Source organism: Castellaniella caeni NBRC 101664 (assembly GCF_001592225.1).
GTDB classification, from domain to species: Bacteria; Pseudomonadota; Gammaproteobacteria; order Burkholderiales; family Burkholderiaceae_B; genus Castellaniella; species Castellaniella caeni.
In genome coordinates, this window is sequence record NZ_BCWN01000002.1 from 38,129 (window position 1) to 64,100 (window position 25,972).

The 25,972-nt window shown below is 65.2% G+C and carries 23 protein-coding genes and 1 tRNA gene; 4 read left to right on the forward strand and 20 right to left on the reverse strand.

Going from position 1 to position 25,972, the window contains the following annotated elements:
• Positions 1–44: 44 nt before the first annotated feature.
• Positions 45–132 (reverse strand) — tRNA-Ser (locus tag CCA01S_RS01330).
• A 59-nt stretch (positions 133–191) separates the two neighbouring features.
• On the opposite strand from CCA01S_RS01330, the gene CCA01S_RS01335 reads away from it, so the two are divergent.
• Both CCA01S_RS01335 and fliD read left to right on the forward strand, forming a co-directional pair.
• Positions 192–1,175 carry an NAD(P)H-quinone oxidoreductase gene (locus CCA01S_RS01335; RefSeq protein ID WP_066453009.1) on the forward strand — a complete coding sequence of 328 codons (984 nt, stop codon included), beginning with the start codon at positions 192–194 and terminating at the stop codon, positions 1,173–1,175.
• A gap of 88 nt (positions 1,176–1,263) precedes the next feature.
• On the forward strand, positions 1,264–2,667 hold the full coding sequence (fliD, locus tag CCA01S_RS01340; RefSeq protein ID WP_066453013.1) for a flagellar filament capping protein FliD: 1,404 nt from the start codon (positions 1,264–1,266) through the stop codon (positions 2,665–2,667).
• A 163-nt stretch (positions 2,668–2,830) separates the two neighbouring features.
• Here fliD and pnp read toward each other — a convergent pair whose 3' ends face one another.
• From pnp to CCA01S_RS01375, 7 genes are all read right to left on the reverse strand, one after another.
• Entirely contained in the window at positions 2,831–4,978 is a 2,148-nt protein-coding gene (gene pnp / locus CCA01S_RS01345) for a polyribonucleotide nucleotidyltransferase (RefSeq protein ID WP_066453015.1), read from the reverse strand.
• A 182-nt stretch (positions 4,979–5,160) separates the two neighbouring features.
• Positions 5,161–5,430 carry a 30S ribosomal protein S15 gene (gene rpsO, locus CCA01S_RS01350; protein ID WP_066453017.1) on the reverse strand — a complete coding sequence of 90 codons (270 nt, stop codon included), beginning with the start codon at positions 5,428–5,430 and terminating at the stop codon, positions 5,161–5,163.
• Between the two features lie 136 nt (positions 5,431–5,566).
• Complete coding sequence (pssA, locus tag CCA01S_RS01355) at positions 5,567–6,340, reverse strand: CDP-diacylglycerol--serine O-phosphatidyltransferase (RefSeq protein ID WP_066453019.1); 774 nt, start codon at positions 6,338–6,340, stop codon at positions 5,567–5,569.
• Between the two features lie 4 nt (positions 6,341–6,344).
• Positions 6,345–7,025, reverse strand: coding sequence for a phosphatidylserine decarboxylase (locus CCA01S_RS01360; RefSeq protein ID WP_066453021.1), 681 nt, complete (start codon positions 7,023–7,025; stop codon positions 6,345–6,347).
• Positions 7,026–7,194: 169 nt separating this feature from the next.
• Complete coding sequence (ilvC, locus tag CCA01S_RS01365; protein WP_066453022.1) at positions 7,195–8,211, reverse strand: ketol-acid reductoisomerase; 1,017 nt, start codon at positions 8,209–8,211, stop codon at positions 7,195–7,197.
• Positions 8,212–8,317: 106 nt separating this feature from the next.
• Complete coding sequence (ilvN, locus tag CCA01S_RS01370; protein WP_066453023.1) at positions 8,318–8,809, reverse strand: acetolactate synthase small subunit; 492 nt, start codon at positions 8,807–8,809, stop codon at positions 8,318–8,320.
• Positions 8,810–8,819: 10 nt separating this feature from the next.
• The gene (locus tag CCA01S_RS01375) at positions 8,820–10,541 is read right to left on the reverse strand and encodes an acetolactate synthase 3 catalytic subunit (RefSeq protein WP_066453024.1); all 1,722 of its coding nucleotides are present in this window, start codon (positions 10,539–10,541) and stop codon (positions 8,820–8,822) included.
• Positions 10,542–11,059: 518 nt separating this feature from the next.
• Here CCA01S_RS01375 and CCA01S_RS01380 point away from each other — a divergent pair.
• A complete protein-coding gene (locus CCA01S_RS01380; RefSeq protein ID WP_066453028.1) occupies positions 11,060–13,255 on the forward strand; it encodes an FUSC family protein in 2,196 nt (731 codons plus the stop codon).
• A 121-nt stretch (positions 13,256–13,376) separates the two neighbouring features.
• Here the strand turns inward: CCA01S_RS01380 and CCA01S_RS01385 are convergent, their stop codons facing one another.
• The 9 genes from CCA01S_RS01385 to CCA01S_RS01425 all read right to left on the reverse strand — a co-directional run bounded on the left by CCA01S_RS01385 (position 13,377) and on the right by CCA01S_RS01425 (position 22,473).
• A complete protein-coding gene (locus tag CCA01S_RS01385; protein ID WP_066453030.1) occupies positions 13,377–14,693 on the reverse strand; it encodes a TRAP transporter large permease in 1,317 nt (438 codons plus the stop codon).
• Positions 14,690–15,178, reverse strand: coding sequence for a TRAP transporter small permease subunit (locus CCA01S_RS01390; RefSeq protein WP_066453032.1), 489 nt, complete (start codon positions 15,176–15,178; stop codon positions 14,690–14,692). The genes CCA01S_RS01385 and CCA01S_RS01390 overlap by 4 nt, the downstream gene beginning before the upstream one ends.
• 64 nt (positions 15,179–15,242) lie before the next feature.
• The gene (locus CCA01S_RS01395) at positions 15,243–16,238 is read right to left on the reverse strand and encodes a TRAP transporter substrate-binding protein (RefSeq protein WP_066453033.1); all 996 of its coding nucleotides are present in this window, start codon (positions 16,236–16,238) and stop codon (positions 15,243–15,245) included.
• A gap of 89 nt (positions 16,239–16,327) precedes the next feature.
• Positions 16,328–17,869: a malonate--CoA ligase gene (locus CCA01S_RS01400; protein ID WP_066453035.1), complete on the reverse strand. Its 1,542-nt coding sequence runs from the start codon at positions 17,867–17,869 to the stop codon at positions 16,328–16,330.
• Positions 17,866–18,657: an enoyl-CoA hydratase/isomerase family protein gene (locus CCA01S_RS01405; protein WP_066453037.1), complete on the reverse strand. Its 792-nt coding sequence runs from the start codon at positions 18,655–18,657 to the stop codon at positions 17,866–17,868. The genes CCA01S_RS01400 and CCA01S_RS01405 overlap by 4 nt, the downstream gene beginning before the upstream one ends.
• A gap of 53 nt (positions 18,658–18,710) precedes the next feature.
• Positions 18,711–20,054: a malonyl-CoA decarboxylase domain-containing protein gene (locus tag CCA01S_RS01410; protein WP_373278621.1), complete on the reverse strand. Its 1,344-nt coding sequence runs from the start codon at positions 20,052–20,054 to the stop codon at positions 18,711–18,713.
• A gap of 35 nt (positions 20,055–20,089) precedes the next feature.
• A complete protein-coding gene (locus tag CCA01S_RS01415; protein ID WP_084386308.1) occupies positions 20,090–20,806 on the reverse strand; it encodes a GntR family transcriptional regulator in 717 nt (238 codons plus the stop codon).
• 100 nt (positions 20,807–20,906) lie between these two features.
• Positions 20,907–21,677, reverse strand: coding sequence for a peroxide stress protein YaaA (gene yaaA / locus CCA01S_RS01420; RefSeq protein ID WP_066453040.1), 771 nt, complete (start codon positions 21,675–21,677; stop codon positions 20,907–20,909).
• 13 nt (positions 21,678–21,690) lie between these two features.
• Positions 21,691–22,473, reverse strand: a complete 783-nt coding sequence (locus CCA01S_RS01425; RefSeq protein ID WP_066453041.1) for a 3-hydroxybutyrate dehydrogenase — start codon at positions 22,471–22,473, stop codon at positions 21,691–21,693.
• 178 nt (positions 22,474–22,651) lie between these two features.
• Between CCA01S_RS01425 and CCA01S_RS01430 the strand changes: the two genes are divergently transcribed.
• Positions 22,652–22,951, forward strand: a complete 300-nt coding sequence (locus CCA01S_RS01430; RefSeq protein WP_066453042.1) for a helix-turn-helix domain-containing protein — start codon at positions 22,652–22,654, stop codon at positions 22,949–22,951.
• Positions 22,952–23,008: 57 nt separating this feature from the next.
• Here CCA01S_RS01430 and CCA01S_RS01435 read toward each other — a convergent pair whose 3' ends face one another.
• The 3 genes from CCA01S_RS01435 to CCA01S_RS01445 form a co-directional block, all read right to left on the reverse strand.
• Positions 23,009–23,761, reverse strand: a complete 753-nt coding sequence (locus CCA01S_RS01435; protein ID WP_066453044.1) for a TerC family protein — start codon at positions 23,759–23,761, stop codon at positions 23,009–23,011.
• A 260-nt stretch (positions 23,762–24,021) separates the two neighbouring features.
• Entirely contained in the window at positions 24,022–25,215 is a 1,194-nt protein-coding gene (locus CCA01S_RS01440) for an MFS transporter (protein WP_232304932.1), read from the reverse strand.
• A gap of 192 nt (positions 25,216–25,407) precedes the next feature.
• On the reverse strand, positions 25,408–25,896 hold the full coding sequence (locus tag CCA01S_RS01445; RefSeq protein WP_066453047.1) for an Lrp/AsnC family transcriptional regulator: 489 nt from the start codon (positions 25,894–25,896) through the stop codon (positions 25,408–25,410).
• Positions 25,897–25,972 lie beyond the last annotated feature (76 nt).

A 25,972-nucleotide genomic window follows, 5' to 3' on the forward strand; every position in this document is an offset into this window, starting at 1 on the left:
GCCCCTTGCGCCCGACTTTCGATGGCTGACGAGGTGCTGATTATTGGCGGAGGCGGTGAGATTCGAACTCACGAACGGTTGCCCGTTGCCGGTTTTCAAGACCGGTGCAATCGACCACTCTGCCACACCTCCGGGATGAAGACGGCAAGTGTAGCGCATAATTGGGCCTGCATCGTGACAGGAGAACAGCCATGAAAGCCATCGCCATCACCCAGCCGGGCGGCCCCGACGTCCTGGATCTGGTCGAGCGCCCCACCCCCGTGCCCGGCCCGGGCGAGGTGCTCATCGAGGTGGATGCCGCCGGGGTCAACCGGCCCGACGTCTTCCAGCGCCAGGGCAGCTATCCGCCCCCGGCCGGGGCGTCCGACCTGCCGGGGCTGGAGGTGGCGGGCCGCATCATCGGGGGCGACCCCGCAGCGGGCGGCTTCAAACTGGGGGACGCGGTCTGCGCCCTGCTGGCGGGCGGCGGCTACGCGCAATACTGCACGGCCCCGGCCACGCAATGCCTGCCGGTGCCCGCGGGGCTGTCCATGATCGAGGCCGCCGCCCTGCCCGAAACCTACTTCACCGTCTGGAGCAACGTCTTCGACCGGGGGGCGCTGGCCGCGGGCGAAACCCTGCTGGTGCACGGCGGGGCCAGCGGCATCGGCACCACCGCCATCGAATTGGCCGTGGCCTTCGGCCACACGGTGTACGCGACGGCGGGCAGCCACGGGCGCGTGCAGGCCATCGAGGCGCTGGGCTGCACCAAAGGCATCAACTATCGCACGCAGGATTTCGTCGAGGAAATCCAGACACTGACGGGCGGACGCGGGGTGGACGTCATCCTGGACATGGTGGCGGGCGACTACCTGCCGCGCAACCTCAAGGTACTGGCCGACGATGGCCGACTGGTGATGATTGCCCAGCTGGGCGGCGCGCACGGCACGCTCAACTGCTGGCAGGTGATGGCCCGGCGGCTGACGATCACGGGCTCTACCCTGCGCGCGCGCCCGGTGGCTTTCAAGGCCGCCATCGCCCGTTCGCTGCGCGAGCGCGTCTGGCCGCTGCTGGAAGCAGGCACCATCCGGCCCATCATCCACGCCACCTTCCCGCTGGCCGAGGCCTCGAAAGCGCACGCCATGATGGACGCGGGCGAACAGATCGGCAAGATTGTCCTGACCTTGCCGAATTAACACACTAAGTTACAAAATAACGGTCAAAAAAGACTGAACCTTTCCATTTGAAACCCAGTCTCATGGCTACCTTCTGCAGGAGTTGGCCATGGACATCACCTCTCTTTCGTCCGGTACACAAAATTCTGGCCTCATTTCTTCGTTGGGTGTGGGCTCAGGGCTGCCACTCGATGACCTTCTGGATCAGTTGCAAACCAGCGAGAACGCCTCCCTGCAGCCCATCCAGGCCCAGGAAGATACCGCCAACGCCACCCTGTCCGCCTATGGCACGCTGCAAAACAGCATCAGCAACCTGCAAGCCGCCGCGCAGCCGCTGTCCAACCCGCAAAGCTTCAATACGCTGCAAGCCAACGTTGGGGGTTCAGCCTTCACCGCCACGGTCGACGGCGGCGCCATCGCGGGGCAATACGACGTCACCGTCGACCAGCTGGCCAGCGCACAGACGCTGGTGACTGCCGGACAAGCCAGTCAAACCATCAGCAACGGCACGGGCGGTTCATTGACCATTACATTGGCCAACGGCACCAGCAACACGCTGGATCTCACCGGCAAAGACACATCGCTCAATGGCTTGGTCGCCGCCATCAACGGCGACAGCGCACTGGGCGTCTCCGCCACGCTCGTCAACGATGGTTCGGCCTCACCCTATCATTTGTTGCTGATCGCCCAGCAAACGGGCACACAAGCTGCCGTCAGCAGCATTTCCAGCGACAACGCCAACCTGCAAAATCTGCTGGGCTTCACCCAAGGCGACACAGGGTCTGGCGTCACTGAAAGGGCAGCCAGCAACGCCCAGCTGCATATCGACGGGGTTGCTATTTCCAGCCCAAGCAATACCCTGCAAAGTGCCATCACGGGGGTGACGCTGACCCTGCAGTCGGTAGACGCCGACCCGACCAAACTGGACATCACCCACGACACAACCCAGGCGACACAATCGGTACAAAACCTGGTGACCGCCTACAACAGCGTTCTATCCACGCTTCAGTCGCTCACGGCATACGACACCGGCACACAAACAGCCAGCCCACTGACGGGCAACCCCCTGGCACTGCAAGTTCAAGAACAGCTCAACAATGCGCTCGACACGCCATCTTCCAGTGGCTCGCTGAGTTCTGTATTCAGTCTGGGGTTGAGCACCGACCCGACCACAGGGCAACTGTCGCTGAATACCGATACCTTCAGTTCGCTGCTGGCAAGCGACCCAACCGACGTACAGAACGTGCTGGCAGGGGCCTCCGGGGTGGGTCAGGCGTTTCAGACCATGAGCGATCAACTGCTGCAGACAGGCGGCGCTTTTTCATCAGCGACAGAAGGCACGAAAAACCTGCTGTCCGATCTGCAGGCACAATATCAGCAACAATCAGACAATATCTCGAGCGAGATGGACAATTACCGGCAGGAATTCACGGCACTCGACTCGATGATGGCGCAAATGAATTCACTGAGCTCCTATCTCACACAGCAGCTGGCAGGTTTGAGCAATGGTTGAGACATGACGGACGCCATTTTTGGCCCGACCACGCACGCAGATTGGAAACAATGAAATAAAGCCGTTTTCCCGCGCGAAAAAAACCCGAGAGGCGATTGCTTCTCGGGTTTTTTTCGTGCTGGCCGCGCTCAGCCAGACGGACTGAGTGCGGGCAACAGCAGGTTTACTCGGCCTTGGGCGCCGGGGCGGCGGGGCCGCCCTGGGCTTCGATGCCGCCGATGGCCTTCACCGACAGACGCAAGCGGCCACGGTCGTCGGCCTCGATGACCTTGACGCGCACCGACTGGCCCACCTTCAGCACGTCGTTGATGTCGGCGATGCGGTAGTTGGCGATCTCGGAGATGTGCAGCAGGCCATCACGCCCCGGCAGCACCTGGACGATGGCGCCGAAATCGAGCAGACGCTGCACCGTGCCCTGGTATTCTTGCCCGATTTCGACGTCGGCCGTGAGTTCTTTGATGCGGCGTTCGGCATCGTGCGCACGATCGAGGTCGGCGCTGGAAATCGTGATGCTGCCATCATCGCTGATGTCGATCTGGCAACCGGTTTCCTCGGTGAGCGCGCGGATGGTGGCGCCGCCCTTGCCGATGACGTCACGGATCTTCTCGGGGTTGATCTTGAGCTTGAGCATGCGCGGCGCGAAGTCGGACAGCTCGGTGCGCGAGCCGTCGATGGCTTCGCGCATCTTGCCCAGAATGTGCAGGCGGCCTTCGCGGGCCTGGGCCAGCGCCACCTGCATGATCTCTTTGGTGATGCCCTGGATCTTGATGTCCATCTGCAGGGCGGTCACGCCCGTGACGGTGCCGGTGACCTTGAAGTCCATGTCGCCCAGGTGATCTTCATCGCCCAGGATGTCGGTGAGCACGGCAAACTTGCTGCCCTCTTTGATGAGGCCCATGGCCACGCCGGCCACGTGATCCTTGACGGGCACGCCCGCGTCCATCATCGACAGGCTGCCGCCGCACACCGAAGCCATGGACGACGAGCCGTTGGATTCCATGATTTCGGAAACCAGGCGCAGGGTGTACTGGAATTCGTCGGCGCTGGGCAGCAGCGGCAGCAGCGCGCGCTTGGCCAAGCGGCCATGGCCGATTTCGCGGCGCTTGGGCACGCCAAAGCGGCCGGTTTCGCCCGTGGCGAACGGCGGCATGTTGTAGTGCAACATGAAGCGGTCGCGGTACTCGCCCATGATCGAATCGATGATCTGCTCGTCTTGCTTGGTGCCCAAGGTGGTGACCACCAGCGCTTGCGTCTCGCCGCGCGTGAACAAGGCCGAACCGTGGGCGCGCGGCAGCACGCCCAGGCGGATGCTGATGGGACGCACGGTGCGCGTATCGCGCCCGTCGATGCGCGGCTCGCCATTGAGAATCTGGCCGCGCACGATCTCGGACTCGATCGCAAACAGCATGTTCTCGACTTCGACGCTGTCGGGCGCGGCATCGCCACGGGCGGCGGCGTGTTCGGCCAGCTTGGCCTTGACGTCGGCATACACCTGGCGCAGGTGCGTGGTGCGCTCTTGCTTGTTGCGAATCTGGTAGACGGCTTTGAGCGGCTCGAAGGCGATGCCGTGCACCGCCGTGGCCAGCGCTTCGTTGCGCGGCGCGGGCTGCCAGTCCCATTCGGGCTTGCCGGCTTCGGCCACCAGTTCGTGGATGGCGTTGATGCAGGCCTGCATTTGCTCGTGGCCGAACACCACAGCCCCGAGCATGATGTCTTCGGGCAGCTGCTGGGCTTCGGATTCGACCATCAGCACGGCGGCTTCGGTGCCCGCCACCACGAGGTCGAGCTGCGATTTTTCACGCACGACGCTCGCGCTGGGGTTGAGCACGTACTGGCCATCGACGTAGCCCACGCGCGCCGCGCCCACCGGCCCGTTGAAGGGAATGCCGGAGATGGCCAGCGCCGCCGAGGCGCCGATCATGGCGGGGATGTCGGGATCGACCTCGGGGTTGACCGAGAGCGTGTGAATGATGACCTGGACGTCGTTGTAGAAACCTTCGGGGAACAGCGGACGCAGGGGGCGGTCGATGAGGCGCGAGGTGAGGGTTTCTTTTTCCGACGGCTTGCCTTCGCGCTTGAAGAAGCCGCCCGGGATCTTGCCCGCGGCGTAGGTTTTCTCGACGTAATCGACGGTCAGCGGGAAGAAATCCTGCCCCGGCTTGGCGGTGCGGGCGGCCACGACCGTGGCCAGGATGACGGTGTCATCCACCGAGACCAGCACGGCACCCGAAGCCTGGCGGGCGATTTCGCCGGTTTCGAGCACGACGGTGTGCTCACCGTACTGGAACGACTTGCTCACTTTGTTGAACATTACATTATCCTTCTGACAATTGAGGGCCCTGCCCCGCGGCAGCCGCCGAACAGCCCGCTGACGGGCCTGTCATGCTGCCCGATCAGCCGTCGGCTGCGACTACGAAAAAAAACCGTGCACCCCGCGCTTGCGATCGCACGCGGCGTACACGGTTCGTGCGCGGGGAGCCAGGCCCCGGGGCATTACTTGCGCAGACCGAGTTTTTCGATCAGGGCGCGGTAGGAATCCGGGTTGCGACCCTTCAGGTAGTCGAGCAGCTTGCGACGGCGGCTGACCATGCGCAGCAGGCCGCGGCGCGAATGGTGATCTTTGGTGTGGGCCTTGAAGTGGCCGGTGAGTTCGTTGATGCGGGCGGTGAGCAGGGCAACCTGGACTTCGGGGGACCCGGTGTCGCCAGCGGCGCGCTGGAATTGCGCAACGATGTCGGACTTGACGATATCTGCAACAGACATGCTTTTTTAAACCTCGGAAACAGGCGGCAACACTGAGGGGCATTGCCGTGGGATGAAAAAAGCGCCACGCGAGCGGTGGCGCAGTGCGCATTATAGCGGATATGCCCACACGCCGCACAGCGGCTTTCAGGCGGGATCAGTGCCCGGCGGCGTCGGTATCGGCGCTGCGCATGCGCTGGCCCAGCCGCCGCGCGCGGCGCACGCGCCACAGCCAGGTGACCCAGCCCGACAGGCTGTAGAGCACGAACAAGGCAAAAAGCACGACGGGGGGATCGCTGGAGACGAACACGAAGACCGCCACCACCACCAGCATCACCCAGAACGGCACGCTGCGTCCCAGGGCAAACGACTTGCCGCTGAAAAACGGCGCGTTGGACACCATGGCGATGCCGGCATAGACCGTCATGGCGAAGGCCGCCCAGGGGATGAGCCCGTCGGACAGCGAGAGCTTGTTGTCCACCGACAGCCAGACGAAACCGGCCACCAACGCCGCCGCCGCCGGGCTGGGCAGGCCCTGGAAGTACTGCTTGTCGATCTTGCCGATGTTGGCGTTGAAGCGCGCCAGGCGCAGCGCGGCCCCGACCACGTAGACGAACGCGGCGAGCCAGCCCCAGCGCCCCAGGCCCTGCAAGGACCATTCGTACATGACCAGCGCGGGCGCCATGCCGAAGGAGATCATGTCGGCCAGGGAATCGTACTGCTCGCCAAAGGCCGACTGGGTATTGGTGAGGCGCGCCACCCGGCCATCCATGCTGTCGAACACCATGGCGAGAAAGATGGCAATCGCGGCCGTTTCAAAGTTTGCATTCATGGCCTGCACGACGGCGTAAAAGCCGGCGAACAGGTTGGCCGTGGTAAAGGCATTGGGCAGCAGGTAAATGCTGCGCCGCCGTTGTTTTTCGTCAGGCATGGGCTCAGGCTGCGGTGTCATGATCGCCGGAAAGGGCGGGAAGCTCGGCCAGCACGGTGCTGGTGGCCTTGACCTTGTCGCCGATGGCCACGCGGGGCCGGGCCCCTGGCGGCAAGTATACGTCCACCCGCGAGCCGAAGCGGATGAAGCCGTAGCGCTGCCCCGCGTACAGCGACTGCCCCACCCGCGCATGGCACAGGATGCGCTTGGCCACCAGCCCGGCCACCTGGCAGGCAGTGACGAGGTGCCCGTCTGTGGTTTGCAGCACCATGGCGTTGCGTTCGTTTTCCAGCGACGCCTTGTCCAGCGCCGCATTGAAGAACTTGCCGGGGAAATATTCGATGGACTGCACGCTGCCGTCCACCGGCACGCGATTGGAGTGTACGTTGAAGACGTTCATGAAGACGCTGATCTTCAGCGCCTTGCGGCCCTGGGCGTAGGGGTCGTCGGCGTCTTCGACGCAGACGATGCGGCCATCGGCCGGGCTGAGCACCAGCCCCTCGCCCTCGGGCGCTTCGCGCGCCGGATCGCGGAAGAACTGCAGCGCAAAGATAGTGAAGATCCAGAACGGGATGGAGACCCACCACGACCAGGTGCTGACCAGCACCGCCACGACGAGGCCGCCGGCCAAAATACCCCAGCCTTCGCGGGCGATGAGGGGATGAGGATAGGGAGGGATTTTCATGATAGGCGCAAGGATAACCCAATTCGGCACAGGGTTTCAGCCGGATGAATGCCCGACGGCACGGCCCAGGCAAAGACGACAAGGCCGCCGGGTGCCCCAGCCCCGGAATCCGCATCGCGTGATTCCAGGGCCCGGCGCCCAGCGGCCCGGGTTTCATCTCAGCAGGTGATCAGTTCTTGGTCTGATCGACCAGCTTGTGCGCCGTGATCCAGGGCATCATGGCGCGCAGCTTGCCGCCCACCTGTTCGATCTGCGACTCGGCGTTGATGCGGCGACGCGAGGTGAGCTCGGGCGCGCCCGCGGCGTTTTCCAGGATGAAGTTCTTGGCATACACGCCCGACTGGATGTCGGTCAGCACCTGGCGCATGGCGGCACGCGATTCCGCGTTGACCACGCGCGGGCCGCTGACGTATTCGCCGAACTCCGCGTTGTTGGAGATCGAGTAGTTCATGTTGGCGATGCCGCCCTCGTAGATCAGATCGACGATGAGCTTGAGTTCGTGCAGGCACTCGAAGTAGGCCATTTCGGGCGCGTAGCCGGCATCGACCAGCGTCTGGAAGCCGGCCTTGATGAGTTCGACGGTGCCGCCGCACAGCACGGCCTGTTCGCCGAAGAGGTCGGTTTCGGTTTCTTCGCGGAAGTTGGTCTCGATGATGCCGGCACGCCCGCCGCCATTGCCCATGGCATAGGACAAGGCCAGGTCGCGGGCCTTGCCCGAGACGTCCTGGTGCACGGCGATCAGGTGCGGCACGCCGCCGCCCTGGGTGTAGGTGCTGCGCACGGTGTGGCCCGGGGCCTTGGGGGCGATCATGATGACGTCGATGTCGGCGCGCGGCACGACCTGACCATAGTGCACGTTGAAGCCGTGGGCAAAGGCCAGCGCGGCGCCCGCCTTGAGGTTGGCGGCCACTTGCGTGCGATAGACCTCGGCGATGTGCTCGTCGGGCAGCAACATCATGACGACATCGGCACCCTTGACGGCTTCAGCCACTTCTTTCACGGTGAGACCGGCGTTCTCGGCCTTTTTCCATGAGGCGCCGCCCTTGCGCAGGCCCACGGTGACGTGCACGCCGGAGTCGTGCAGGTTTTGCGCGTGCGCGTGACCTTGCGAGCCGTAGCCGATGATGGCCACGTGCTTGCCCTTGATGAGGGACAGATCACAATCTTTGTCGTAAAAAACTTTCATGAAAAACTCCAAACTTTTTAATTCTGAATTGAGAGAGGATGGCCTGGCCTGTGGCCCGCTTCAGGCAGCCACGGCGCACCGGAAGGTGCCCCGCCAGGCCTGCGGTTTACAGCTTGAGCACGCGTTCGCCGCGCCCGACGCCCGAGACGCCGGTGCGCACGGTTTCGAGGATGGCACTGCGATCGAGGGCCTCGATGAAGGCGGCAATTTTATCCTGCACGCCGGTGAGTTCGATCGTATAGGTCTTGTCGGTGACGTCGATGATGCGGCCGCGGAAAATCTCGGCCATGCGCTTCATCTCGTCGCGCTCTTTGCCCACGGCACGCACCTTGATGAGCATGAGCTCGCGCTCGACGTGCGGGCCTTCGGAGAGATCGACCACCTTGACCACATCGACCAGGCGGTTGAGGTGCTTGGTGATCTGTTCGATGATTTCGTCGGAGCCCACCGTGACGATGGTCATGCGCGACAGGGTGGCGTCTTCGGTGGGCGCCACCGTGAGCGTTTCGATGTTGTAGCCGCGGGCCGAGAACAGCCCCACCACGCGCGACAGGGCGCCCGGTTCGTTTTCCAGCAAAACGGAAATGACGTGTTTCATGGTTGGTTCCTCACAGATCTTCGGCGCCCAGGAGCATTTCGGTCAGGCCCTTGCCTGCCTTGACCATAGGCCAGACGTTTTCTGTCTGATCGGTGATGAAATCCATGAAGACCAGGCGATCCTTGTACTTGGTGAAGGCCTCGCGGATGGCGGGTTCGACATCGGCCGGCTTGTCGATGCGCATGCCGATGTGGCCGTAGCTTTCGACCAGCTTGACGAAGTCGGGCAGCGCATCGACATACGATTCGGAATAGCGCGAGCCGTATTCGATCTGCTGCCACTGGCGCACCATGCCCAGATAGCGGTTGTTGAGACACAGCACCTTGGGACTGAGCCGGTACTGGCTGCAGGTGGAGAGCTCTTGAATGTTCATCTGGATGGAGCCCTCGCCCGTGATGACGGCCACGTCGCGGTCGGGATTGGCCATCTGCACGCCCATGGCAAAGGGCAGCCCCACCCCCATGGTGCCCAAACCACCGGAATTGATCCAGCGGCGCGGCTCGGGGAAGGGATAGTATTGCGCAGCCCACATCTGGTGCTGGCCGACGTCCGAGGCGACGAAGGCCTGCCCACGGGTGACTTCCCAGAGCTTCTGCACCACGAACTGCGGCTTGATGACGGTATCGGAGTGTTCGTAGTCGAGGCACTTGCGCGCGCGCCAGCCGTCGATCTGCTGCCACCAGGCGTCGAGCCGGTGTTCAGGCGCTTTCTGCTCGGCCAGCGACTGGGCGTACAGCCCCATCATGTCCTGCAGCACGTCGCGCACGTCGCCCACGATGGGCACATCGACGCGCACGCGTTTGGAGATCGACGAGGGATCGATGTCCACGTGGATGATCTTGCGCGGCACTTGCGCAAAGTGCTTGGGGTTGCCGATGACGCGGTCGTCGAAACGCGCCCCGATGGCCAGCAGCACGTCGCAGTTCTGCATGGACATATTGGCTTCGTAGGTGCCGTGCATGCCCGGCATGCCGACGAATTTTTCGTCGGAACCCGGATAGGCCCCCAGCCCCATGAGCGTGGTGGTGCACGGCGCGCCGGTCATGCGCACGAACTTGCGCAGCTCGTCGGCGGCATTGGCCAGCACCACCCCGCCCCCGGCGTAGATCATGGGACGTTCGGCGGCCAGCAGCAATTGCACGGCCTTCTTGATCTGCCCCTGGTGCCCTTTGGTGACTGGCGAATACGAGCGCAGCTGCGTGGGGCCGCGCTTGGGCGTGTACTTGCACATGGCCACGGAAACGTCTTTGGGGATATCGACCAGTACCGGGCCGGGACGCCCCGAGCGCGCGATGTAGAACGCGCGGCGCATGGTCTCGGCGAGGTCTTTGACATCGCGCACCAGGAAGTTGTGCTTGACGCAGGGCCGCGTGATGCCCACGGTGTCGCATTCCTGGAAGGCGTCCTGGCCGATGGCGTGAGTGGGCACCTGGCCGCTGATGATGACCAGCGGGATCGAATCCATGTAGGCGGTGGCGATGCCGGTAACGGCATTGGTGACGCCCGGGCCACTGGTGACCAGGCACACACCGACCTTGTCGGAAGAGCGGGAATACGCATCGGCCGCGTGAACCGCCGCCTGCTCGTGCCGCACGAGAATGTGCTGGAATTTGTCTTGCTTGTAGATTGCGTCGTAGATGTAGAGGACGGCACCGCCGGGGTAGCCAAACACGTGGTCTACGCCTTCCTCGATCAGGCAACGCACGACGATGTCGGCGCCATTGAGTTCCATAGCGGATTCCTTTCGTAACCTGCAACCTGCGCCAAGCGGCCATCGGACAGCCTGGGCCAGTGCCGGTGATCTGCAACATGCGCCGACGCTAGACGGTTCACGGAACCGCGTCGCCCGGCCACCTCGCAGAGCCTGCCTGTACCCCTTGGTACAAGGTGCGTGCGCCAGAAGCGGCGCGAACTGGTGGAAACGGATGCCCGGGATCACGCTTTTGGCGTATCTGGGGACATGAAAACGGAAGACGAAAAAAACCGGGTGTGTGACCCGGTGCGTTCGCCACATCGATCAGGCGCGATCGCCCCTGACTGAGCGCTTAATTTACCGCGTTGCAACATGGGCCGCAAGCGGCGCCGCCGTATCCTTGTCGCGTACGCGCGTCACCGGTGCGCGCCACGGACGCGCCAGGCGGGCGCGCGCGCCTTGCCGGGCACCGCGACGCCCGGTGGCCAAAGCACGGCCTGGCGGGATTTTTTATACTTCGAGCATTGCCCCGTGTGGGGCCCAAGGCCCATGACGGCATGACCCCCTCCACGCCCCAACTGCAGCGTTTCTTCTACAGTCACTATTTCTTTGGCGGGCTGCGCCAGGCCACGGGCGTGCTCATCCCCGCCCTGGTGCTCGCGGGCCTCTTTGGCTGGGTCGCCAGCGGCTTCGTGGCCGCCGTGGGCGCGGCCTGCGTCGCCATCCTCGATCAGCCCGGCGGCCCACGACGCTACGGGCTCAACGGCATGTTCGCCGCCCTGTGCCTGGGCTCGCTCACCACCGCGGCCACGGGCCTGGCGGCCAGCCACGCCCTGGCCATCTGGATCGTGGTGCCCGCCTTGTGCTTCGGCTTCTCGATGCTCACCGTCTACGGCAAGCACGGCGGCCTGCTGGGCTTTGCCTGCCTGCTCATCATGACGCTCACGCTGCGCACGCCGCTCACCCAGGCCGACGTCATCCAGCACACGCTCACGTCCTTTCTGGGCGGGGCCTTCTATCTCGTCTACAGCGCCATCGCCCACCGCCTGCTGTGGCACCGCGAAGAACAGCAGGCCCTGTCGGTGGCGCTGTTTGCCACCGCCGACTACATCGGCACGCGCGCCCGCTTCTACGACATCCACGCCGACCTGGACGACAGCTACCGGCAGCTCATCCGCCGCCAGGCCGCCATGACCGACGCCCACCAGGCCGCGCGCGACATGGTGCTGCGCGAGCTGCCCCGGGGCACCCGCTCGCACGGCGACCGGCTGCGCCAGGGGCTGCTGAACCTGTTCGTGGACATGATCAACCTGCTCGACAGCATGGTGGCCACCCATACCGACTACAGCACGCTGCGCCAGGCGTTGCCCGACAGCGACATCCTGCTGTTCGTGCGCGACGCCATGCGCAAGCTCGCGCTCAACGTCGCGGCCCTGGCGCTCAACGTGGCGCGCAACCGGCACACGCGCGTGCGCAACAGCGTCAAGGCCGAACTGCGCGCGCTCGAATACGAGCTGCAGCAGCTGCGCATCGACGGTACGGCCACGGCCAAACCCGAACTCTACGCCCTGCTGGTGCAGGTGCTGCGGCGCCTGCGCAACATGACACGCCAGGTGGATCGCATGGCCGACCATTCGGTCACCCCCGTGCCCATGGCAGAGGCCGACCTGAGCCGCGCCAACCGCTCGCTCAACCGCTTCCTCACCCGGCAGAAGTGGCGCATCGGGCTGCTGACCGACAATCTGCGGATGCAGTCGGCGCACTTCCGCTACGCCCTGCGCGTGGCGGTGGCGGCGCTGCTGTCGATGGGGGTGGGCACGGCCATCGCCTACACCCCCATGGTGCGCAGCTTCGACCCCGGCATGGCCGGGCACAGCTACTGGATCATCCTGACCGTGCTCATCATCATGAAGCCCGGCTTTGCGCTCACCCGGCAGCGCAACGGCTGGCGGCTCACCGGCACGCTGCTGGGCTGCGGGCTGGCGCTGGTGCTGTTCTTTCTCGACCTGGATTCCAAGGTCTACCTGCTGATCCTGGTGCTGTGCAGCATCCTGGGGTATGGCCTGATCCAGGTGAACTACGTGCTGTCCGCCGTCTGCAACACGCTGTTCGTGCTGCTGGTGTTCCATTTTCTGGTGCCGGGCTCGAACACCGTGGTGGGCGAGCGTCTGGTGGACACCGTCATCGGCAGCATCCTGGCCCTGGGCTGCAGCTATATTCTGCCGTCCTGGGAACGCAACACCCTCGATGCGCTGGCCCAGGCGCTGCGCACCGCCAACCAGGCCTTCTTGCACAGCGGCCTGGCCTTCGTCGATGCCGTCCGGGCGCAGCGCGCGCGCGGCAACCCCGACGACGAGCGCGTGAAAGAAGCCGAAACCCAATGGAAACTCTGCCGCAAGAACGTGCACGTGGCCTTCAGCAACTTTGCCTCGGCGTTCTACCGCATGATGGACGAACCCGTGCGCCGCCAGCGGCACGTGCCCGAATTCAACCGCCTGCTCATCCAGCACCACGCCCTGGCCTCGCAGATCGCCGCCGTCATTCCGCAGCTGGCCTTGCTCGACGCCGAGCCCGAGGGCATCCGCCAGGCGCTGGCGGCCACCAACGACGCGCTGGCCGGGCGGCCCGCCGCGCCGCCCAACGTGATCGAGACCGAAGGCGATTACGCCGCGCTGGCCTATCCATTGCGGCAGATGAGCAAGGCGGCCCAGCTGATCGACGACAACGCCCGCAAGCTGGCTCCGGCGGCTTGAGCCCACTGTCGGCCTGACCCCACAGCGCCCGCGACAAAGCGCTCGCGCCAGTTGCGGCTATCCGCCCGTCATGGCCTCTGGCCCGACGGGGCGGCACGCCTTGTCCAGGCCCGCGCGCGGTTCAGAGCGGTTTGCCCATCAGCGTGTCGGGCAGCCAGGTGACCACGCCGGGGAAAAAGCACAGCAGCACGATGCCCAGCATCATCACCAGCACGTAGGGCAAGGCCCCCGCGAGGATGTCCTTGGTGGGTACGTCCGGCGCGATGGCGTTGAGCACGAACAGGTTCAGGCCCACGGGCGGCGTGATCAGGCCGATTTCCATATTGACCGTGAGCACGACGGCAAACCAGTAGGGATCGAAGCCCGCCTGCGTGATGATGGGCAAGAGCAGGGGCGCCGCCATGACGATGATGGCCACCGGCGGCAGGAACATGCCCGCCACCAGCAGAAACACGTTGATGAGCCCCATGAGCAGCCAGCGGTTGATTTCCAGGGCGGCAATGGCGGCGGCCAGCGACTGCGTGATGAACAGCGACGACAGCGCGAAAGCGAAGAGTTCGGCGGACGCCATGATCATCATGATCATGACGCTCTCGCGCATGGCCGAGCCAAAGACGCCGGTGTAGTCCTTGATGCGAAACAGGCGATAGACGACGGCCACCACCACGAGCGTGAGCAGCGCCCCCGCCCCGGCGGCCTCGGAAGGCGTGGCCACTCCGCCATACAACACGAACAGCATGCCGAGGATGATGAACAGCAGCGGCAGCACCCGGGGCAGCGCCTCGAATTTGTCGCGCCAGGAGTAGTGCAGCGTGCCGCCGCCAAAGCGAAACCCCTTGCGGCGCGCGTCGTACAGCGCCCAGGCCATGAACAGGACGGTCAGCAACAGGCCCGGCATCACCCCCGCCAGAAACAGGCGCCCGATCGAGGTCTGGGTGGAGATGCCGTAGACGATCATGGTGACCGACGGCGGAATCAGGATGCCCAGGGTGCCGCCCGCGGCAATCGAACCGGTGGCCACCGAAGCCGGGTAGCCGCGATTGAGCATTTCGGGGATCCCCATCTTGCCGATGGCCGCGCAGGTGGCCGGGCTGGAGCCCGTCATGCCGGAAAAAATGGCGCAGGCGCCGATGTTGGACAGCACCAGGCCGCCGGGCACCTTGTGCAGCCAGCGATCGAGCGCCTTGTACAGATCGCCGCCCGCTGGCGTGCCCGCGACGATGGCGCCCATCAGCACGAACATGGGGATGGCCACGTAGCCCAGGTTGGCGATGCCGGCGAACATGGTTTCGGCCAGCACCTCGATGACGTCGGGCCCCATGTCGAGCATCAGACCGCCGATGGCCGCCAGCCCCAGGGCGAAGGCAATCGGCATGCCGGTGGCCAGCATCAGGCACAGGGCAAGCACGATGCTGATTCCTGCCAGAGTGGGCGTCATGGTTGCGCCTCCATCAGTTTGATGATTTCCGCGACGTACTGCAGGCTGAGCAACGCAAAGCCGAAGGCCACGGGGCTCAGCGGCATCCACAGCGGCACGGCGGCCACGCTGGGCGTCGTCCAGCCGCCTGCGATGGCCTGGAACAGGTACAGGGCGCTGGCCACCGCCATGACGACGCAAAAGATCAGCCCCAGCCAGGCGCCTACCCGATCCATCCACAGGCGCGTGCGCGGCTGCACCAGCATCTGGATGAAATCGACGCCCACGTGCCCCTTGGTCATCAGCACGTAGGGTGCCCCCAGGAAAATGGCGGCGGTGGCGCCAAACACGACGGCTTCCGTCTGCCAGATCGTGGCGGCGCGAAAGACGTAGCGCATCAGGATCATCTGGCAGACAACCAGCATGGCAAAGCCCAGCAGCAGCACGGAAGCCACCCCGCAGGCGCGCGACAGCGCCTCGACCCAACGAATGAAAATCCGACTCATGCGACCTCCCGGTGTCGCGCCGACGCTTCAGGCGGCCGCTGGCCGAACCAGCGGCCGCCCCCCATCACTGAACCGCCAGGGCCTTCTTGAGCAGCGCGTCGCCGCCCTGCACTTTTTCGGCGAACTGCCGGTACGAGGAGTGCTTGGCGATCGCCATCCAGGCCTGATACTGCTCGGGCGTCATGGTGACCACCTCGACGCCAGCCTTGGTGTAGATGTCGCGCATCTTCTGCTCGCCCTTCTTGGCTTCTTCCGTGAAATAAGCCTCGGCTTTCTGTGCGGCCGCCAGGATGGCGTCGCGCTGGGCGGGCTCGAGCCGGTCGAACACCTTCTTGGACATGAGCACGGGTTCGTACATGAACCACAGAGCGTTCTCGCCCGGCGCCGTCAGGCACTTGGCCTGCTCGTAGAGGCGGTACGAGACAAAGCTGTCGTTGGACGTATTGGCGGCATCCAGCACCCCGGTCTGCATGGCCGAATACACCTCGGACGAGGGCATGGACGAAATCGAGGCCCCCGCCGACGCCAGCATCTGCTCGAACGCCGGGCCCGCGGCACGGATCACCTGCCCCTTGATCGTCTCGGGCCCGGTGATGCAGTTTTTCTTGGAAGCAAAGCCCCCGGCCAGCCAGGCATCGGCAATCACCACCGCCCCCTGGCGCTCGACGATCCCCTTGATCTCCTTCATGAAGTTGGACTTGTTCAGGCGTTCGGCGTGCTCGTAGTTGCGCACCAGCCCCGGCATGAGCGTGGCCGAAAACTGCGGCACCCGGCCCGAGGCGTAGTCCAGCGGGAAGGCCGCCATGTCCAGCTGCCCGCGCGTGAGCGCGCCCCACTGCTCGTTGGCCTTGTACAGGGAGGACGAAGGAAACACCTGGATTTTCAGGCCGACGTTGGCCGCTTCGACCTCGCGGGCGATGATCTGCACCATTTCGTCGCGCGGATCGCCCTGCCCGCCGGGAAACTGGTGCGAGGCGCGCAAGGTGGTTTCGGCCAGAACGGCGCCACTGCCTGCCGCCAAGGCCAGCCCCAGGGCGGCGCAAAGAATGTGTCGCTTCATTGTCTTGTCTCCATGATGGGTCTTGATGGTGAATCCGCCGCCCACGCCGGGACGGCAAGGTTGCCAGGATCAGGCACCGCTTCCTGGGGTTACGACAGGCCCGCGTACTGTTGCCGCAGGACGTTTTTCTGCACTTTGCCCATGGTGTTGCGCGGCAGGGCATCGGCCAGGTGTATCTGCTTGGGCACCTTGAAATTGGCCAGATCGGCCTTCAGGCCCGCCAGCACCGCCGCCGCATCCACCGTGGCGCCCGCGCGGGGCACGATGACGGCCACCACGGCCTCGCCGAAATCGGCATGCGGCACGCCGATGACGGCGGATTCCTGCACGCCCGGCATGGCGTCGATGACCATCTCGATTTCCTTGGGATAGACGTTGTAGCCGCCAGTGATGATGAGGTCTTTGCTGCGCCCGACGATGCTCAGGTAGTCGTCGGGAATGCCCGCGCCACCCAGCACGCCGATGTCGCCGGTGCGAAACCAGCCATCCGCGGTGAATTCCTGCCGGGTCTTTTCAGGCATGCGCCAATACCCGGCGAAGACGTTGGGGCCGCGCACCTGCACGTGGCCGGGCGTGCCGGGGGCCAACCCCTGGTCGGCGTCGTCCACCACCCGCACCGCCACCCCCGGCAGCGCCGGGCCGACCGTGCCCGGCAGGCGCGCGCCGCGCGCCGGGTCGTAGGGGTTGGACGTGATCATGCCCGTTTCGCTCATGCCGTAGCGCTCGAGTATCGTCATGCCGCTGCGCTGCTGAAACTCACGGAAAGTGTCTACCAGCAGCGGCGCAGAACCGGAAATGAACAGGCGCATGTGGCCGCAAACCGTGCGCTCGAAGCGCGCATCGGCCAGCAGACGGACGTAATACGTGGGCACACCCATCATGAGCGTGCAGCGCGGCAGGTAGCGCAGGGCCTGGTCGATGTCCAGGCGCGGCAGCCAGATCATGCGCGCACCGGCCAGCAGCGCGCCATGCGAGGCGACGAACAGGCCGTGCACGTGGAAGATGGGCAGCATGTGCAGCAAGACATCATCGGCGCGCCAGCCCCAATAGGTCTTGAGCGTGAGCGCGTTGGAAGCCAGGTTGCCGTGCGTGAGCATGGCCCCCTTGCTGCGCCCCGTGGTGCCCGAGGTGTACAGGATGGCGGCCAAGTCGGTGGCGGCGCGCGTCACGGTCTGGAAGGCTGGGTCATGTCCGGCGGCGGCCCGCATCAGGCTGCCCTGGCCATCGGCGTCCAGGGTGTAGACGTGGGCCGCCCCCTTGGCCCGCGCCAAGGGCTCGCACCAACCGCGGGCAGCCTCGGTGCAGACGACCACCGCGGGCTCGGCGTCGCCCAGGAAATAGCCGACCTCGGCCTCGTGGTAGGCGGTATTGAGCGGCAGGTAGACCAGACCCGCGCGCAGCGTGGCCAGATACAGCATGAGCGCCTCAGGCGATTTTTCGACCTGTACGGCGACACGGGCGCCGGCGGGCACCCGCAGGCTGGCCAACAGGCTGGCGATCTGGCCGCTCAGGGCTTCGATGTCATCCCAGCTGTAGTTGCGTTCGGGGGTCTCGATGGCGACGGCCTGGCGGTCTGCCGGAAAGCCCGTCTGCAAGATGGCATAGAGATTGGCGTCGTGTTCCAAGTTCATTCTCCGGTGAAAACAGGGGGACGGCCCGCCAGGAAGGCCTGCACGCCCTCCTGGTGATCGCGGCTCGCGGCATAGCTGAAAAAGTGCTGCCATTCGGCATCGGCCAACGGTGCGGCGTCCGCGGTCAGCCGCGCGATCATCCATTTATTCAGCCGGGCCGCCTGCGGTGCCCCGGCGCACAGCCGCGCCACCATCTCGGCGCACTCGGCTTCCAGGGCTTCGGGCTCGACCACGCGAGTGAGCAGGCCCTTGGCCAGGGCTTCGTCGGCATCGAACACCCGCCCTTCGAGCAGCAGTTCGAGCGCCACCGCGCGGCCCGCCAGGCGCAGCAGGCCATGCAGTTCATCGGGCGCCATGGGGAAACCCAGGCGATTGATGGGTGCGCCAAAGCGGGCGCCGCGCTGCGCCAGGCGCAGGTCGCAGCAGCTGGCTATCTCGAGCCCGCCGCCCACGCAGACGCCTTCGATCACGGCCAGCACCGGGTGCGGGCACTGGGCCACGGCCCGCAAGGCGGGCGCGAGCACTTGGCGGTGGTAGGCCGCCACCCCCGCCGCATCGGCGCGCACATGCGGAAACTCGCGGATGTCCGCCCCAGCGGCAAAATGCCCGCCCGCGCCGCGCACGACCACGCAGCGCACGGCGGCATCCGCCGACAGCTGCTGAAAAACGCGCGCCAGCGCTTGCCACATGGACACGGTGATGGCATTCATGCGCCCAGGGTGATCGAGCAGCACCGTGGCGACCGCCCCCGCCCGCGCCAGGCGCACCTGGCCGACGTCGGCAGCCACATGTGGCCCGGATGAACCATGCAAACCGGTGGGCACCCCCTTAGATGAAGCAGCTACAGCCATTGCACCCCCCGGGACAGGCGCGGCTTGCCCGCAGCCAGGCGCGCGCGGTTTTCGTCGAGCTGGTCGAGCTCGTACTGATAATTGACCATCAAGCCGCAGGATTGCTCCAGCCCCTTGGCGGAGCGGTCGGCGGCCCAGTTCAGGCGCTCGATGCGCGCGCCGTTGCCCAGGTGAAAGCGGGCCACGGGATCAAGCGGCTGGCCACCCCGCATCTGCCGCAGATAGTGCGCCGCCAGGCGCAGGCCCGTCTTGCCGACCTCGTCGGGTTCGTCGGCCTGCGCAGTGGCCGCCGCGCGCAGACGCTCGACCCATTGCGCCCCGGCCCGGGGGTCTTGCGCCAGCGCCTGGCGAGCGGCCTTGTCAGCCATGCAATCCTGGATGTCGGCGCCGCCGCACTTGCCCAGCCATTCGGCAAAGCCGGGGATGGGCGACAGCGTGGCAAAGAACTTGAGCCGGGGCAGCTCGGTGAGCAGCTCTTCGATCACCCGCCTGAGCAGAAAATTGCCGAAACTGATGCCGCGCAAGCCACGCTGGGTATTGGAAATGGAATAGAAAATGGCCCAGCGCGCCTTGCCGATGTCGTCCACCGGGCGGGCCGGATCGATGAGCGCCTGGACATTGGCGGCCATCTGCTCGGCAAAGGCCACTTCGACGAAAATGAGCGGCACTTCGGTCATGCGCGGATGAAAGAACGCGTAGCAGCGGCGATCCGCCGCCACCCGGCGGCGCATGTCGTCCCACGAGCGGATTTCGTGCACGGCCTCGTACTGGATGAGTTTTTCCAGCAGGGACGCCGGGGAATCCCAGTTGATGTGGCGCAGTTCGAGCATGCCGACGTCGAACCAGTTGGACAGCAGCCCGGCGAGTTCTTGCTCGAGCACCGCAAGGCCTGCCACCTGATTGCGCCAGCGCAGCATGTCGGCGCGCAGTTCGACCATCAGGCCCAGGCGGTCGCTTTGCGCATACAGGCGGCGAAACAGGCGGCTGTTGAGTTCGTGCGCCGGGGCGCATTCGGCCCCCGCCCGCACCAGCCCCGCCAGCAGGGAACGGCGCTCGTCGGCGTCGGCGGCCTGGTAGCGGTCGGCCCACTGCCGGGCCAGCTTGCTGGCGGCGTGATCGGTGGGCGAGGCTTCGTAGAGCGAGCGCAAGTCGCCCAGATCGGGCAAGTGGTCACGCTCGAGCCAGCGCCCCAGGCGCTTGAGCAGACTGGCCGTGCGCGAGGGGCTGGATTCTGGGGTCGCGGGCGGCGCGGCGGTGGCGCCAGCAGCGGCGGTATCGGCCTTGGGCGGCGTGGCGGTGGTGCCGGCAGCGGTACTGGTCTCGGGCTCGCCCATCGGCCCCATCAGCCGGACATGCAGATTCAGTCTCTTCATGGTGCGTCTCCTGCCGCGGCCCCGCCCGGCGCGGGCGGCTGATGTGCCGGGGCATGTTCGGCCTGGCGCGCCAGCGCGCGCAACGCGTCGAGCTGGCGCATCAGGTGCTGGCGCGTGATGGCCTCGGCCTGTTCGGAATCGTGCGCCTTCAAGGCCGCGAAAATGGCCAGGTGCTCGGCGCAGGATTCTTGAACCCGCCCCGGATAGGTGAGACTGCGATGACGCGACAGACTGAGCACCTGGCGCAGATTGTCGATGAGGTCGGACAGCCAGCGGTTGGCGGCCAGCGCCTGGATGGCCACGTGGATCTTGGCATTGGCGGCGTAGTAGTCGTCCACCGCGCCTTGCTCGGCGAAACGCCGCAAGTCGCGGTGCAGCACGTCAAGGCGCTGGATGTCCAGCACGGTGATCTTGCGCGCCGCCTCGAAGGCGCAACGCCCTTCGAGCAAGGCCATGAGCGGAAAGATGTCGTCGAGGTCTTCGGCCGAGAGTTCGTTGACGAAGCAGCCCCGACGCGGCTCGAGCCGCAGCAGGCCTTCTGTGACCAGCACTTTCAGCGCTTCGCGCAGCGGCGTGCGCGAGATGCCCAGCACCGCCGTCAGGCGCGGTTCGTTGATCCATTCGCCCGCCTGCAGCTCACCCGCCTGGATCATGCCGCGCAGACGTTCGGCCACCTCTTGGTAGAGCATCTTCTGGACGATCCTGACGGCCATGCGGGCCTCCTGGGGGAGAGCAGGAAATTAATAATTCATAATTATGGCCAGCGTAAAAGAGGGCTTCGTCACAAGCAACGCAGGTTATCCCTGATGCGGATTACCCGCGCCGAAACACCAGCCGATCGGCAGTGGAAGCATCGGGCGCGTAGGCATAGCCTTCGGCGTCGAAGCCTTGCAGGTCGGCCACGCGGTCGATCGTGTGCTCGATGACGTGGCGTGCCATGAGCCCCCGGGCCCGCTTGGCGTGAAAGCTGACGACTTTCCAGAGGCCCTGCTTGGCCTCTTGGAAGACGCATTCGACGATGCGCGCCCCCAGGGCGGACACATCAACCGACTTGAAATATTCTTGCGAGGCCAGATTGAGCAGGACACGCTCACCGCCCGCGACATCGAGCCGGGCGGCGAGCTCACGCGCAATCTGGTCGCCCCAGAATTCGTACAAGGTGTGACCGCGGGCCGTCTTCAGCCGCGTGCCCATTTCGAGGCGGTAGGGCTGGATGAGGTCGAGCAGGCGCAACACGCCATACAGGCCGCTGAGAATGGCCAGGCGATCCTGCGCCCAGGCCAGCTGCGCGTCGGAAAGCTCGGCGGCGCGCAGGCCTTCGTAGACGTCGCCATTGAAAGCCAGCGCCGCCTGGCGCGCATGGCGGGCGTCGGGGGCATCGACCCAGGCCTGGTAGCGCGCGGCGTTGAGGCGGCTGAGGGCGTCCGACAGGCGCATGAGCGCGGCCAGATCGGCCGCCGACAGCGTCTGCATGACCCCCACCAGCTCGTGCGTCTGTGCCGGAAAAACCGGCTGAGACTGCAAGGTGGTGCGCACCGGCGAATCGTAATCCAGCTTCTTCGCCGGAGACAGTACCATCAGCATGAAACCCCCCGCGTCAGCGCGCCGTCCAGCCGCCGTCGATGGACAAGGTGGTGCCGGTCATCTGCGCCGCCGCATCGGAGGCGATGAACACGGCGGCCTCGCCCAGCTGCTGCGGGGTGACGAACTGCAGCGAGGGCTGCTTTTCGGCGAGCAGTTCGCGCGCGGCGTCTTCGACGCCGACTTTTTTCTGTTCGGCCAGCGCCTGAATCTGCTTTTCGACCAGGGGCGTACGCACCCAGCCCGGGCAGATGGCATTGCAGGTAACCCCGGTGCCAGCGTTTTCGAGCGCCGTGACCTTGGTCAGCCCGACGACCCCATGCTTGGCGGCCACGTAGGCCGATTTGTTGACCGACGCCACCAGGCCGTGTGCCGAGGCGATGTTGATGATGCGTCCGAACTTCTGCTGCTTCATGGTGGGCAGCGCCGCCGCCGTGCAATGGAACACCGCCGACAGGTTGAGCGCGATGATGGCGTTCCATTTGTCGATGGGGAAGTCTTCGATGAGGTCGGTGTGCTGGATGCCGGCATTGTTGACCAGGATGTCGATGCCACCCAGCGCCTGAACCGACTGGGTGATGAAGTCGCGCGCCGCCTGGGCGTTCATCAGATCCGCATTCAGATAGACGGCCTTGATGCCGAAGTCTTTTTCCAACCCGGCCCGTTCACGCTCGATGGCCTGGGCGTCGCCAAAGCCATTGATGACCAGGTCGGCCCCCTGACGGGCCAGTTCTTGCGCAATGGCCAGGCCGATGCCGCTGGTCGAACCCGTCACGACTGCTTTTTTTCCCTTGAGCATGAGACAACTCCTTCAGAATGGGTGTGAAAATCGACTAAGTCAGTGTAACGCGCCCATCTGAATGCTGCCTGGCGGCACACACGGCATGGATACCCATGACAGGCCCAGGCGTATGCTTGGGACGGGTGCCAAAGCAGCCTATGATGGACGTGTCACAGTGTCGTTTCAGGAGCCATCCATGATGACCGGACCGCAATGCCATGCAGCCCGAGCGCTCGTTGATCTGACGCGAGAACGCCTCGCTGATCTCTCGGGCCTCGGCAAAGAGCTCATCACCCAATTCGAGCGCAGGCAGCACGAACCCACCAGCGCCCAGCTCGACACCTTGCAAAAAGCGCTCGAAGACCTGGGTGCCGTTTTCATTTGCGAAAGCGACGGCGGCATCGGTGTGCGCCTGAAGTTCGGCGCCGTCGATGCCTCGCGCGTGGCGCAGATGGAAGACGAAGGCGGCATGGTGGGCTACGACAAGGTGCTTTGAGCCCAGGCAGGTTTTAAGCCCAAGCGATATCCCGCCCACCACTGTCTTGCGCGTGTCTTACGATTTGGCGGGCCCTTGGGGCTGCGCTGCGGGCCCGGACGCAACACGGCGCGCCAGCGCGGCCAGCTTGCGGTGCGCCAGCCATTTGCCTGCGCCCATCACCAGCAGGGCACCCGCCACTTCGGCCACGACCTTGACCACGCCCGCCTCGCTGCCCAGCCAACGCGTCACGTAGACGTCCGTGACCAACATGCCACCGGCAATCCAGCCCAGCAGCCCCGCCCCCAGCGTGACCACCAGCGGAAAGCGGTCGATGAGCTTGAGCACCAGCGTGCTGCCCCAGACGATGATGGGCACGCTGATCAACAGACCGAAGATCACCAGGCCCAGCTGGTGATCCACATGGGCGTTTTGCGCCGCCCCCGCAATGGCGATGACGTTGTCCAGGCTCATGACCAGGTCAGCCACGACGATGGTCTTGACCGCGGCCCACACAGAGGCCCCGCCCGCCACCTGGTCGTGATGCCCCGTATCGGGCAGCAGCAGCTTGATGCCGATCCAGAGCAGCAGCACGGCCCCCGCCACTTTGAGAAACGGGATGGCCAGCAGCGTCATGGCAAAGGCGATGAGCACGACTCGCAGGACGATCGCCCCCGCCGTGCCCCAGAGAATGCCCTGCAGGCGGCGCCTGTCGTGCAGGTTGCGGCAGGCCAGCGCGATCACCACCGCGTTGTCGCCGCCCAGCAGGATGTCGATCAGCACGATCTGGAAGACCGCCGTCCAACTGAGAGTCTGGAAAAATTCGAGCATGAACGCCCCTCATGAAAAATGGCCTGAAACCCACGCGGGCCAGGCCATGTCACGAAAGTGAGAGACGCACCTTGCCCTTGTACGGCAAGGTCTTGCTCGCAACCGGATGATTGCCCGCGCACCGGGAGCCTGTGACAGGCGCCGTCTTGACGATGCAGCGGAAAGTGAGCTACTCCCCTTGATCGGCTGATTATAGACGACTTGCGGGCAGGCCCCCACCCAGCGGGAAAAATGCCCACCGCGGCGCTGGCTTCTCTGTCTCAGCCAGCCTTTGGCGGCCCGGGGATGAAACGCCAGGCGATCAGCCAGCCCAAGGCTTGGGCCAGCGCCAAGGCCAGTACCGTGCCCGGCCAGGCGCCCCAGGTGTAGGCCAGGCCGCACACCCAGGCGCCGGTGAAGCCGCCGCAGTAATACGCCGAGTAATACAGGCCGCTGGCGAGGGATCGCCCTTCGGTGATGCGGTAGGCGATGAAGCTCATCACCGCCGACTGGATGATGAAGACCCCGCAGGCGGCAATGGCCAGGGCAATGACGATGACCCAGGACGGCTGCAGCAGGGTGAGCAGCACCCCCAGGGCCGAAAGCACCAGCGCCGACAGGATCGTGCGCCGCACACCGATGCGGGGGATGATGCGCCCCGCAAGCGGGGTGACGACCACGCCCAGCAGATAGACGGCAAAGATATTGGCGAGCTGGCCGGGGCTGAAGTGATAGGGTGCCGCCGCCAGATGCAGGTTGACGAAGGTGAACAGGCCGATGAGGGCGAACAGCACGGTGAAGCCCAACGCGCAGGCCGCCTGCAGATAGGGGTTGCACACCAGCAGGCGCAAGGTGGCCAGACCCGAGGTGAAGCGGGCATTGGCGACGAAGCGGCGCGAGGCGGGCAGACCGCGCCAGACCACGAAGGCGCCGACGAGATTGAGCACCGCCATGACCCCGAAGGCCGCGCGCCAGGGCATGTATTCGGTGAGATGCCCCAGGATAAAGCGCCCGGAAAAGCCGCCCAGCACGCTGCCGGTGACATACAGGGTGACGACCCGGATCATGGCCGCGCCGCGAAATTCTTCGCCGATGTAGGCGATGGCCACCACCGACACCCCCGGCACGGCCAGCCCCTGCAAAAAGCGCAGCACCAGCAGGCCATGCACCGTCTGCACCAGCGGGATCAAGGCCGTCGGCAGCGCCAGGGCGAAGACCGAGCCGACGATGAGCCACTTGCGCCCGAAGGCATCGGAGAGCATGCCGACGAAAGGCGACATGAGCGCCACGGCCAGGACGGTGACCCCCACCGAATTGCCGATCTGGACGATGGAGGCGTTCAGATCGTGCTGCAGCTGCGGCAGGATGGACTGCACCGAATACACCTGGATGAAGGCAAACACCCCCACCAAAGCCATGGTGAGTCTCAGCAGGCGGCTGGGATGATCGCGCTCGTCGGGAGAAGAATCGGACACGGAAGCAGACTGGGAGAGACGACAGCGCAGACGCCGACGCAAGAGGCTGCAGAGCAAGCCGGGGGATCGCTCTACAGGGCATTCCGCATTATAGGCCCGCGTGCCGACGGCTTTCGCGCCCACCGCCTGGCCCACCCGCTGGCCACCACGGCTTGGCCGCCCGCGGGTGTCTCGACCATCCCGGCGCCTGGCCTACCCCTTGGCGCCCCCTTTGACAGGCTTGTAGATCTGTTCGAGCGGCAGGGCCGTGGTGTGGCGCACGACCTCCATGACGAAGCCGGAGCTGACGTCCACCAACTCGGCCACCTTGATGAGCCGCTTGTATACGCGGTCGTACCCGGCGATGTCGGCCACGACCACCTTGAGCAGGTAATCGACCTCGCCCGCCATGCGGTAGACCTCGAGGATTTCGGGAATGCCCGCCACGCCGTCGAGAAAGCGGGTCGTCCAGCCGTCGTCGTGGCGGGCCGCCTTGACCGTGACGAAGGCCGTCAGCCCCAGGCCCAGGCTGACCGGGTCGCACAGGGCGACCTGCGCCTGGATGACACCGTCTTCTTTCAGGCGCTGGATGCGGCGCCAGCAAGGCGTGGTGGACAGACCCACCCGGGCGGCCAGGTCAGCCAAGCTGGCTGATGCATCATTTTGCAGGATTTCAAGGATGCGGCAATCAAATTTATCCATACAAACCCTTGGTTTTAGAAAATCATTCTAATTGATCCGCCAAGGGATAGAAAGAATGGAAGCATTTTTCGGTCTG

What these genes read in the sequence shown, in the direction of transcription:
- CCA01S_RS01425 (WP_066453041.1), bottom strand. Translation starts at nt 22,473, where the DNA reads ATGCTCAAGGGAAAAAAAGCAGTCGTGACGGGTTCGACCAGCGGCATC.
- CCA01S_RS01410 (WP_373278621.1), bottom strand. Translation starts at nt 20,054, where the DNA reads ATGGGCGAGCCCGAGACCAGTACCGCTGCCGGCACCACCGCCACGCCG.
- fliD (WP_066453013.1), top strand. Translation starts at nt 1,264, where the DNA reads ATGGACATCACCTCTCTTTCGTCCGGTACACAAAATTCTGGCCTCATT.
- ilvN (WP_066453023.1), bottom strand. Translation starts at nt 8,809, where the DNA reads ATGAAACACGTCATTTCCGTTTTGCTGGAAAACGAACCGGGCGCCCTG.
- CCA01S_RS01415 (WP_084386308.1), bottom strand. Translation starts at nt 20,806, where the DNA reads ATGGCCGTCAGGATCGTCCAGAAGATGCTCTACCAAGAGGTGGCCGAA.
- CCA01S_RS01335 (WP_066453009.1), top strand. Translation starts at nt 192, where the DNA reads ATGAAAGCCATCGCCATCACCCAGCCGGGCGGCCCCGACGTCCTGGAT.
- CCA01S_RS01395 (WP_066453033.1), bottom strand. Translation starts at nt 16,238, where the DNA reads ATGAAGCGACACATTCTTTGCGCCGCCCTGGGGCTGGCCTTGGCGGCA.
- pssA (WP_066453019.1), bottom strand. Translation starts at nt 6,340, where the DNA reads ATGCCTGACGAAAAACAACGGCGGCGCAGCATTTACCTGCTGCCCAAT.
- CCA01S_RS01430 (WP_066453042.1), top strand. Translation starts at nt 22,652, where the DNA reads ATGATGACCGGACCGCAATGCCATGCAGCCCGAGCGCTCGTTGATCTG.
- pnp (WP_066453015.1), bottom strand. Translation starts at nt 4,978, where the DNA reads ATGTTCAACAAAGTGAGCAAGTCGTTCCAGTACGGTGAGCACACCGTC.
- CCA01S_RS01445 (WP_066453047.1), bottom strand. Translation starts at nt 25,896, where the DNA reads ATGGATAAATTTGATTGCCGCATCCTTGAAATCCTGCAAAATGATGCA.
- rpsO (WP_066453017.1), bottom strand. Translation starts at nt 5,430, where the DNA reads ATGTCTGTTGCAGATATCGTCAAGTCCGACATCGTTGCGCAATTCCAG.
- CCA01S_RS01435 (WP_066453044.1), bottom strand. Translation starts at nt 23,761, where the DNA reads ATGCTCGAATTTTTCCAGACTCTCAGTTGGACGGCGGTCTTCCAGATC.
- yaaA (WP_066453040.1), bottom strand. Translation starts at nt 21,677, where the DNA reads ATGCTGATGGTACTGTCTCCGGCGAAGAAGCTGGATTACGATTCGCCG.
- CCA01S_RS01390 (WP_066453032.1), bottom strand. Translation starts at nt 15,178, where the DNA reads ATGAGTCGGATTTTCATTCGTTGGGTCGAGGCGCTGTCGCGCGCCTGC.
- CCA01S_RS01380 (WP_066453028.1), top strand. Translation starts at nt 11,060, where the DNA reads ATGACCCCCTCCACGCCCCAACTGCAGCGTTTCTTCTACAGTCACTAT.
- ilvC (WP_066453022.1), bottom strand. Translation starts at nt 8,211, where the DNA reads ATGAAAGTTTTTTACGACAAAGATTGTGATCTGTCCCTCATCAAGGGC.
- CCA01S_RS01375 (WP_066453024.1), bottom strand. Translation starts at nt 10,541, where the DNA reads ATGGAACTCAATGGCGCCGACATCGTCGTGCGTTGCCTGATCGAGGAA.
- CCA01S_RS01385 (WP_066453030.1), bottom strand. Translation starts at nt 14,693, where the DNA reads ATGACGCCCACTCTGGCAGGAATCAGCATCGTGCTTGCCCTGTGCCTG.
- CCA01S_RS01400 (WP_066453035.1), bottom strand. Translation starts at nt 17,869, where the DNA reads ATGAACTTGGAACACGACGCCAATCTCTATGCCATCTTGCAGACGGGC.
- CCA01S_RS01360 (WP_066453021.1), bottom strand. Translation starts at nt 7,025, where the DNA reads ATGAAAATCCCTCCCTATCCTCATCCCCTCATCGCCCGCGAAGGCTGG.